Raw genomic sequence first — 8545 nt, 5'->3', positions numbered from 1 at the left:
GCGGAGGTGCCCCGAAAACCGCGAAGTGACGGATTCCCTCCGCGGGCATGTCGAGAACGTGCGGTCCGCTCCGACCTCTTCATGAGAGGCGCCGGAGCGGCGCCGGGGAGGGAGCGACATGAGCAAGGTGACCTGCGACATCGGAATGTCCGTCGACGGCTACGTGGCCGGGCCGAACCAGCGGCTGGAGGAGCCGCTCGGCGACGGCGGCGAGCGGCTGCACCGCTGGATGTTCGAGGAGGCCGACGCCCACGCGGGTGTCATCGAGGCCATCACGGCGGCCGGGGCGTTCGTCATGGGCCGCAACATGTTCGCCTCGGGACGCGGCGAATGGGACCTGGAGTGGAAGGGCTGGTGGGGCGAGGAGCCGCCCTACCACGCCCCGGTGTTCGTGCTGACCCACCACCCGCGCGAGCCGGTCCCGATGAAGGGCGGCACGACGTTCAACTTCGTCACCGACGGCATCGAGTCCGCGCTGGAGCAGGCGAGGGAGGCGGCGGGCGACCGGGACGTCTCGGTCTGCGGCGGAGCGCAGACGGTGAACCGGTACCTCGCGGCGGGCGCGATCGACGAGCTGCGGCTGCACATCGCGCCGATCGTCCTCGGCGCGGGGGAGCGGCTGTTCACCGGCGTCGGCGACCTCGGCCTCGAACCCGTCTCCGCGTGGGGCACCGGCCTGGTCACCCACGTGACCTACCGGCTCACCCGGTAGCCCCGCCCGGCGGGCCCCCGCCAGGGCGGGGGCCTCCGCCCGGTCGAGAGTTGCTAGTATTAGCAATTGCCATATTGGTTAAAACCGATCATCTGTCCAGCAGAGACGCCGCCGGGTAGTCCGAGTATCACCGGACGGCCGCTGCGGAGACCGCGAGGGGCCGCCTCCCGTGAGCACGCCGCTGTACCAGCTCAAGGCCGAGTTCTTCAAGACGCTCGGGCACCCCGCCCGGATCCGCGTGCTGGAGCTGCTGAGCGAGCGCGACCACGCGGTCGCCGAGATGCTGCCGGAGATCGGCATCGAGCCGGCCCACCTGTCCCAGCAGCTCGCCGTGCTGCGCCGGGCCGGGCTGGTCGTCTCCCGCAAGGAGGGGGTGACGGTCATCTACTCGCTGACCAGCCCCCAGGTCGCCGACCTCCTCGCGGTCGCGCGGTCGATCCTCACCGGGGTGCTCGCGGGCCAGGCCGAGCTCCTGGACGACCTGCGCGCCGACCGGCCGCCGGGCGGCCGCCGCCCCCGGTAGGCCGCGAACCGAACGGTTCGCACCCCCGTTCGTTGCATACCTCAACGATTGCTAATATTAGCAATTGTGCAGGACGCGAGGAGGCACGCCGCGCGGTCCTGCCGCCGTCACATGTCCGCCACCACATCTCGGGGAACCCGGTGAGAGAGCTGCTCCGCAAGATCATCAGGACCGGTCGGGTCGCCGAGGACCCGCCCGCGCGCCCCGCCGGCGCCGTCCCCGAGGCCGCGGCCGAGCTGCGGGGGTCGGTCCAGATCCGGCACGTGGACGCCGGGTCCTGCAACGGCTGCGAGGTCGAGATCGCCTCGGCGTTCGGGCCCGTCCACGACGCCGAGCGGTACGGGGCGCGGCTGGTGGCCTCGCCCCGGCACGCCGACGCGCTGCTGGTGACCGGCCCGGTGACCCGCAACATGCGGGTCGCGCTCCGCCGCACCTACGAGGCGGTGCCCGAGCCGAAGGTCGTGGTGGCGCTCGGCGACTGCGCCCGCGGCTGCGGCGTGTTCGCCGACGCCTACGGGGTGGCGGGCGCGGTGGGCGACGTCGTCCCCGTCGACGCCGAGGTGCCGGGCTGCCCGCCCGAGCCGGAGGCGATCGTCGCGGCGCTGCGCGGGCTCACCGGCCGATGACGAACCCGACCGGCGCCGCGTTCTGCGCGGCCCTGGCCCTCGGCCTGCTCGCCGCCGCCTGCGCCGCGCTCCCGCGCCGGGTCCGCCCGGCCGCGGTGGGCGGGGCGACGGCCGCCGCGGGCGCCGCCGCCGTCGCCGCCGGCCTCGCCGCGATGGCGGGCCGCCCCTGGTCGGCGTGGCTGCCGGACCTGGTGCCGCTGGCCGGCGCGCGGCTTGCGATCGACCCGCTGGGCGGGCTGTTCATCGCCGTCACCGGCGCGGTCGCGGTGTGCGCCGCCGTCTACGCGGCCGGCTACAGCCGCCCGGGACGGGACGACGCGGACGCCGGGCACGCCCTGGACGGCCGGGCCGTGCAGGCGCTGCTGCCGCTGTTCGTGCTGGCGATGCTGCTGGTGCCCGCGGCGGCGAGCGTGACCACGTTCCTGCTCGCCTGGGAGCTCATGGCGGTCACGTCGCTGCTGCTGGTCGTCGCCGAGCACCGGCGGCGCGCGTCGGTGGGGGAGGCCGGGCTCTGGTACGCGGTCATGACCCACCTCGGGCTGGTGACGATCCTCGCGGGCCTCGCCGGGTTCGCCGCCGCGGCGCAGGGCGAGTCGTTCGACCGGCTGCGGGAGGCCGCGGACGGACTGTCCCCGGCAGTGCGCAGCGCCGTTTTCGTGGCGGTCTTCGCCGGGTTCGCGTCCAAGGCGGGCATCGTGCCGCTGCACGTCTGGCTGCCGCGCGCCCACCCGGAGGCGCCCAGCCACGTGTCCGCGCTGATGAGCGCGGCGATGGTGAACATGGGCGTGTACGGGATCGTCCGGGTGGGGCTGGACCTGCTCGGCGGCGGCCCGGCGTGGTGGTGGCTGCTCGTCCTCGGGTTCGGCGCCGTGTCCGCCCTGTACGGCATCCTCCAGGCGGTCGTGGCGACCGACCTCAAGCGGCTGCTGGCCTACTCGACCTGCGAGAACATGGGTCTCGTCCTGGTCGGCGTCGGCGCGGCGGGCCTCCTTTCGGCCGTCGGCGACCGCACCATGGCGGCGCTCGCGCTGACCGCGGCGATGCTGCACGTGGTCAACCACGCGGGCTTCAAGACATTGCTGTTCCTCGCCGCCGGGTCGGTGCTGCGCGCCACCGGCACCCGTGACCTGGACGCCCTCGGCGGCCTGCGCTCGCCGATGCCGGCCACGACCGCGCTGTTCGGCCTCGGCGCGCTGATGGCATCGGCGCTGCCGCCGGGCAGCGCGTTCGTCAGCGAGTGGCTGCTGCTGCAAAGCCTCGTCCACGCGCTCCCCGGCGGCGGCACGGTCGCCGCCGTCACCATGCCGGTCGCGGTCGCGGTCGTGGCGCTGTCCGCGGGCCTGGCGATCGCCGCCTTCACCAAGGCGTTCGGCGTCGGGTTCCTGGCGCGTCCCCGCGGGGCGGGCGCCGCGCGGGCGCACGAGAGCCCACCGGCGATGATCGCCGGGATGGTCATGGCCGCCGCGGGCTGCGTCGTCGCCGCACTGGCGCCGGGCCTCATCGCCGACGGCCTGTCCCGCGCCGTCGGCGTCGCGGCGGCGGTGGCCGGCCCGGCCGCCGACCCCGTCACCGGCCCCGTCGTCCTCCGCCCGGCCGGGATGCCGAGCACCATGTCCCCGCTCCTGATCACCGTCGCGCTGCTGGCGGCGGTCGTCGTGCTGCTCGGGTTGCTCCGGGCGGCCGCGTCCGCCCGCGCGCGCCGCCGGGCCCGGCTGTGGGACTGCGGCGCCGGCCCGGCCACCGCCCGGATGGAGTACACCGCCACCTCGTTCGCCGAGCCGCTGGTGCGGGTGTTCGACGACGTCCTCGCACCCGATACCCGCCTGGACGTCACGCCCGTCGCGGAGTCGGCGTACCTCATCGACGGCGTCCGCTACCGGACCGAGGTCGCCGACCGGATCGAGCACCGGCTGTACCGGCCGGTGCTGGCGGCGGCCCGCTGGACCGGGCGCGCCGCCCGCCCGCTGGCGAACGGCAGCGTCCACCGCTACGTCGGCTACGGCTTCTACGCCTTCACCGCGTTGCTGATCGTCCTGGCGGTGACCCGGTGAGCGCCGCGGGCATCATCGGCGCCGCCGCCCAGGTCCTGCTGGTCGCCGCGGGCGCGCCGCTGCTGGTCGGGGTGATGCGCCAGGTCCGGGCCCGGCTGGAGGGACGCGCCGGGGCCGGGGTCGCCCAGCCGTGGCGCGACCTGCGCAAGCTGCTGCGCAAGGAGCCGATCACCCCGCACGGCACCGGCGTGCTCTTCCGCGCGGCGCCGCTGGTCCTGGCCGGCACCGCGCTGGTCGCCGCCGCGGTGGTCCCGCTGGTCACCACCGCCTCGCCGCTGGACGGCATCGCGGACCTGTTCGCGGTGATCGCCCTCCTGGCGCTCGGCACGGTGTTCCTCGCGCTCGCCGGCCTGGACACCGCCACCGCGTTCGGCGGCATGGGCGCCAGCCGCGAGATGGTCGTGCTGGCGCTGGTCGAGCCGACGATCCTGCTGGCGGTGTTCGCGGTGTCGGCGCGGGTCGGCTCCACGAACCTCGGCGAGATCGTCACGGCCACGCTCCATGACCCGCAGTCCGTGGTGTCCCCGGTGAGCCTCCTCGCGGCGGTCGCGCTGGCCATCGTCACGATCGCCGAGACGGGCCGCATCCCGGTGGACAACCCGTCCACCCACCTGGAGCTGACGATGATCCACGAGGCGATGGTGCTGGAGTACGCCGGACCGGACCTCGCCCTCGTCGAATGGGCGTCGGCGATGCGGCTCACGGTGCTGCTCGGCCTGTTCGCCGGCCTCTTCGCGCCGTGGGGCATCGCCGGGACGTCACTGCTCATGCTGCCGGTCGCGATCGCGGCCTTCGCCGCCAAGGTCGTCGTCCTGGGCGCCGCCCTGGCCGCCGGTGAGGTGTTCATGGCCAAACTGCGGATGTTCCGCGTCCCCGAGCTGCTGGCCGGATCGTTCCTGATGGCGCTGCTCGCCGTCGCCGCCTCCTTCTTCCTGGCGGGGCCATGACCGGCGGCCTCTACGTCCACGCCCTCGACATGGCCTGCGGCGCCCTGCTGCTGGCGGGCGTCCTCGCGCTGTGGCGGCGCGACCTCGCCGCCATCGTGCGGCTGTTCGCCGTCCAGGGCGCCGCCCTCGCCGCCCTCGTCGCCGTCCTCGGGCTGCATGAGGGCCACCCGCCGACGCTCGCGCTGGCCGCCGGGATCCTGGTGCTGCGCGCCGGCGTCCTGCCGCTGCTGCTGCGCCGGGCGATGCTCGCCGGCGGCGCGTTCCGGGAGACCGAGCCGCTGGTGAACGTCGCCTCGTCGCTGGTCGCCGCCGCGCTGCTGGCGCTGCTGTCCTTCGCCGTGACGCGCCCCGTGGTGGAGCTGGCGCCGTCCCCGGCCACCCGCGCCGTCCCGGTGGCGCTCACGGTCGTCCTGCTCGGGTTCTTCGTGCTGGTCACCCGCCGCCGCGCGCTGTCCCAGGTGGCGGGGTTCCTGATGATGGACAACGGCATCACGGCCGTCGCGTTCCTGACCACCACCGGCGTGCCGTTCATCGTGGAGCTCGGGATGTCGCTGGACGTCCTGCTGGCGGTGCTCGTGCTGCAGATCCTCACGGCCCGCATGCGGGACGTGTTCGGCGACAGCGACCTGGACGACCTGCGGGAGCTGCACGACTGATGCTGACGACGATCCTCCTGACCGCCCCGGTCGCCGTGCCGCTGCTGGCCGCCTGCGCATACGCCGCGTTCGGATGGCACCGCCGCACGGCGTGGCTCGCCCCCGCCGTCGCGTCCAGCGTGCTGGCCGCCGCGGTCGGCCTGACCTTCCTGGCGGTGGACCGGCCCCGCACCGGCCTGGGCGGGTTGCTGCGCGCCGACGCCCTCACCGCCCTCATGCTGCTCGTGATCGGCGCGGTGGCGCTGCTGGCGATGCTCGCGAGCCCCTCCTACCTGGCCGCCGAGCGGGCGGCGGGCCACGCCGGCCCCGCCGACGCCCGCCGGTACGGCATCCTGACGCAGGGGTTCATCGCCTCGATGGCGCTGGCCGTGCTGGCCTCCAGCCTCGGCGTCCTGTGGGTCGCGGTGGAGGCGACCACGATCGTCACCGCGTTCCTCGTCGGGCACCGCCGCACCCGCAACGCCGTCGAGGCCGCGTGGAAGTACGTGGTGATCTGCTCGGCGGGCATCGCGTTGGCGCTGCTCGGCATCGTCCTGCTGCACTTCGCGGCCCGGCACGCGCAGGTCCCGTCGTCGGGCGCGCTCGACTGGGCCCGGCTGTCGGCGCACGCCGCGTCCCTCGACCCGGACGTGACCCGCATCGCCGTGGCGCTGCTGGTGCTCGGCTTCGGCGCCAAGGCCGGGCTCGCCCCCTTGCACGCCTGGCTGCCCGACGCGCACGGCCAGGCCCCCGCCCCCGTCTCAGCGCTGATGTCGGGCGTCCTGCTCTCCGTCGCGCTGTACGCCATCCTGCGCGTGAAGGTGATCGCCGACATAGCACTCGGCACGGACTTCACCAGAACCCTGCTCCTGATAATCGCCCTGGCATCCGTAACCCTGGCGGCCGCGCTTCTCATAGCCCAACGCGACCTCAAGCGGATGCTCGCGTACTCCAGCATCGAGCACATGGGCCTGCTAGCCCTGGGCACCGCGATCGGGACGCGCCTGGCCATGGCCGCGGTGCTGCTGCACATTCTCGGCCACGGCATGGCCAAGGCGGTCTCGTTCCTTGCCGCGGGCCGCGTCCACCAGGCCCTGGGAACCAGCCGCATCGACGATGTCCGGGCCCTGGGCACACGAGCACCGCTCCTGGCCTTCTTCCTGGGCACCGGACTTCTAGCCCTACTGGGATTCCCGCCGTTCACCCTCTTCGCCACCGAGGTCGCGATGGTCCGGGCCGGGTTCGCCACCGGCCTGGGCTGGGCCGTGACGGCCGCACTCGTCCTGACGCTGGTCGTCATGGCAGCGGTCTCGGCCCGGATGGCGGGCATGCTCCTCGGCTCGCGCCCCGACGCCCCCGCGCTCCCCGGGCTCCGGCCGCCGCGCGCGCTGACCGCCGCGATGGGCGCGGGCCTTGCCGCCTGCGCCATGATCGGCGTGACGGCCTGGCCGCTCCGCCCGCTCCTCGACGCCGCCACCGAGATCGTTACGGGGGTCTCCGGATGACTTCGGACGAACGCAGCACGACCGACATCGACGCCGCCGCGCTCCCCGAACGGGCCGCCGCCCTGCTGGACCGCGGCGACCGCCTCGCACTGGTCGCCGCCCACCACGACCCCGACGCGCTGCGCGTCGTCTACCTGTTCACCGGAACCTCCCCCGACCGCCGCACGGAACTCCAACTCCGCCTGGACCCCGACCGGCCCGCCCTGCCGAGCCTCGCCGGCATCAGCTTCCCGGCCGGCCGGTTCGAACGCGAGATGCGCGACCTGTACGGGATCGTCCCGGAGGACCACCCCCTGCCGCGCCGCCTCGTCCGGCACCACCACTGGCCCAAGGGCTGGTACCCGATGCGCGCCGATGCCGGACCACCACCCGAGTTCGGCGACCCCGAGGGCCCCTACCCGTTCGTCACCGTCGAGGGCCCCGGCGTGTACGAGATCCCGGTCGGCCCCGTCCACGCGGGGATGATCGGCCCCGGCCACTTCCGCTTCTCCGCGGTCGGAGAGAGCATCCTCAAACTGAAAGCCCGACTGTGGTTCGTGCACCGCGGCCTCGAAAAACTCTTCCACGGCCGACTCCCCAACGACGCGCTGCCACTTGCCGAGCGCGTCAGCGGTGACACCACCGTCGGCCACGCCCTGGCCTTCTGCACAGCGGTCGAGGACGCCCTAGGGATCGAGGTCTCCCCAGGTGCCCGCCGCATGCGGGCGATGCTCCTGGAGCTCGAACGCCTCTACAACCACGTCACCGACCTGGGCGCTTTGTGCAACGACGTGGGCTACTCCATCATGAACGCCCAGTTCGGCCGCATCCGCGAAAGCCTCCTGCGCCTCAACGCGGAGGTCACCGGGCACCGCCTCCTGCGCGGCGGCGTCGTGCTGGGCGGCGCCGCCCTCCGGACGATCCCCGCCCCCGACCGGCTCACAGCCATCGCCGAGGACGCCGCCGAACTGGCCCGCCTGGCCCTTTCCCACACCGTGGTCGCCGACCGCTTCACCGGCACCGCCGAACTCCCCGCCCAGGCCGCCCGCGACCTGGGCACCCTCGGCTACGTCGCCCGCGCCAGCGGCCTGGACACCGATGCCCGCCGCGACCACCCGTCCACCGACCTCCGCCCGTCCCTGCGCGTCGTCACCCGCACCACCGGCGATGTCCTGGCCCGCTTCGAGGTCCGCGCCGAGGAGATAGCCGTCTCCGCCGCGCTGGTAGGGGACCTGGCCTACGGCATGTCCCCAGGCGTGGTCACCTACTGGCCCCCGCTCTCCCCGCCCGCCACCCCGGTCTCCGGCGTAGGCATAGTCGAGGGCTGGCGAGGCACGATCGTCCACCGAGTAGAACTGGCCCCGGACGGCACCGTGACCCGCACCAAAATCGTCGACCCGTCCTTCTTCAACGGGCCGGCCCTCCCGATAGCCCTGACCGGCGTGATCGTCCCCGACTTCCCCTTGGTCAACAAGAGCTTCAACCTCTCCTACGCAGGCAACGACCTATAACCCCCACCCCCTCGTTGACTTGCGGCGTGTTGCCCTTATGGACCGCTCCATAAGGG

Annotated in this window: 8 protein-coding genes; all 8 read left to right on the top strand. The window is 74.0% G+C overall.

Going from position 1 to position 8545, the window contains the following annotated elements:
- The first annotated feature begins 118 nt into the window (after positions 1-118).
- The 8 genes from E1200_RS28050 to E1200_RS28015 all read left to right on the top strand — a co-directional run bounded on the left by E1200_RS28050 (position 119) and on the right by E1200_RS28015 (position 8489).
- Positions 119-712, top strand: a complete 594-nt coding sequence (locus E1200_RS28050) for a dihydrofolate reductase family protein (protein ID WP_131955089.1) — start codon at positions 119-121, stop codon at positions 710-712.
- 169 nt (positions 713-881) lie between these two features.
- Positions 882-1235 carry a metalloregulator ArsR/SmtB family transcription factor gene (locus tag E1200_RS28045; protein ID WP_131955088.1) on the top strand — a complete coding sequence of 118 codons (354 nt, stop codon included), beginning with the start codon at positions 882-884 and terminating at the stop codon, positions 1233-1235.
- A gap of 140 nt (positions 1236-1375) precedes the next feature.
- Positions 1376-1861, top strand: coding sequence for an NADH-quinone oxidoreductase subunit B family protein (locus tag E1200_RS28040; RefSeq protein WP_131955087.1), 486 nt, complete (start codon positions 1376-1378; stop codon positions 1859-1861).
- The gene (locus tag E1200_RS28035) at positions 1858-3912 is read left to right on the top strand and encodes a proton-conducting transporter membrane subunit (protein WP_131955086.1); all 2055 of its coding nucleotides are present in this window, start codon (positions 1858-1860) and stop codon (positions 3910-3912) included. The genes E1200_RS28040 and E1200_RS28035 overlap by 4 nt, the downstream gene beginning before the upstream one ends.
- Positions 3909-4859 (top strand): respiratory chain complex I subunit 1 family protein, encoded by a 951-nt coding sequence (locus tag E1200_RS28030; protein WP_165950497.1) that lies wholly within the window; start codon positions 3909-3911, stop codon positions 4857-4859. Before E1200_RS28035 ends, E1200_RS28030 begins: the two co-directional genes overlap by 4 nt.
- Entirely contained in the window at positions 4856-5515 is a 660-nt protein-coding gene (locus tag E1200_RS28025; RefSeq protein WP_131955085.1) for a hypothetical protein, read from the top strand. The genes E1200_RS28030 and E1200_RS28025 overlap by 4 nt, the downstream gene beginning before the upstream one ends.
- On the top strand, positions 5515-6999 hold the full coding sequence (locus tag E1200_RS28020) for a proton-conducting transporter membrane subunit (RefSeq protein WP_131955084.1): 1485 nt from the start codon (positions 5515-5517) through the stop codon (positions 6997-6999). The genes E1200_RS28025 and E1200_RS28020 overlap by 1 nt, the downstream gene beginning before the upstream one ends.
- The gene (locus E1200_RS28015) at positions 6996-8489 is read left to right on the top strand and encodes an NADH-quinone oxidoreductase subunit C (protein ID WP_131955083.1); all 1494 of its coding nucleotides are present in this window, start codon (positions 6996-6998) and stop codon (positions 8487-8489) included. The genes E1200_RS28020 and E1200_RS28015 overlap by 4 nt, the downstream gene beginning before the upstream one ends.
- Positions 8490-8545: the final 56 nt, after the last annotated feature.

This window comes from Actinomadura sp. GC306 (assembly GCF_004348665.1).
Taxonomy (GTDB): domain Bacteria; phylum Actinomycetota; class Actinomycetes; order Streptosporangiales; family Streptosporangiaceae; genus Spirillospora.
Note: the sequence above shows the minus strand (reverse complement) of the source record. Positions and strands in the feature narration are given on the sequence as shown.

Coding starts and splice junctions, on each gene's coding strand:
- E1200_RS28020 (WP_131955084.1), top strand. CDS start 5,515: ATGCTGACGACGATCCTCCTGACCGCCCCGGTCGCCGTGCCGCTGCTG.
- E1200_RS28025 (WP_131955085.1), top strand. CDS start 4,856: ATGACCGGCGGCCTCTACGTCCACGCCCTCGACATGGCCTGCGGCGCC.
- E1200_RS28050 (WP_131955089.1), top strand. CDS start 119: ATGAGCAAGGTGACCTGCGACATCGGAATGTCCGTCGACGGCTACGTG.
- E1200_RS28035 (WP_131955086.1), top strand. CDS start 1,858: ATGACGAACCCGACCGGCGCCGCGTTCTGCGCGGCCCTGGCCCTCGGC.
- E1200_RS28015 (WP_131955083.1), top strand. CDS start 6,996: ATGACTTCGGACGAACGCAGCACGACCGACATCGACGCCGCCGCGCTC.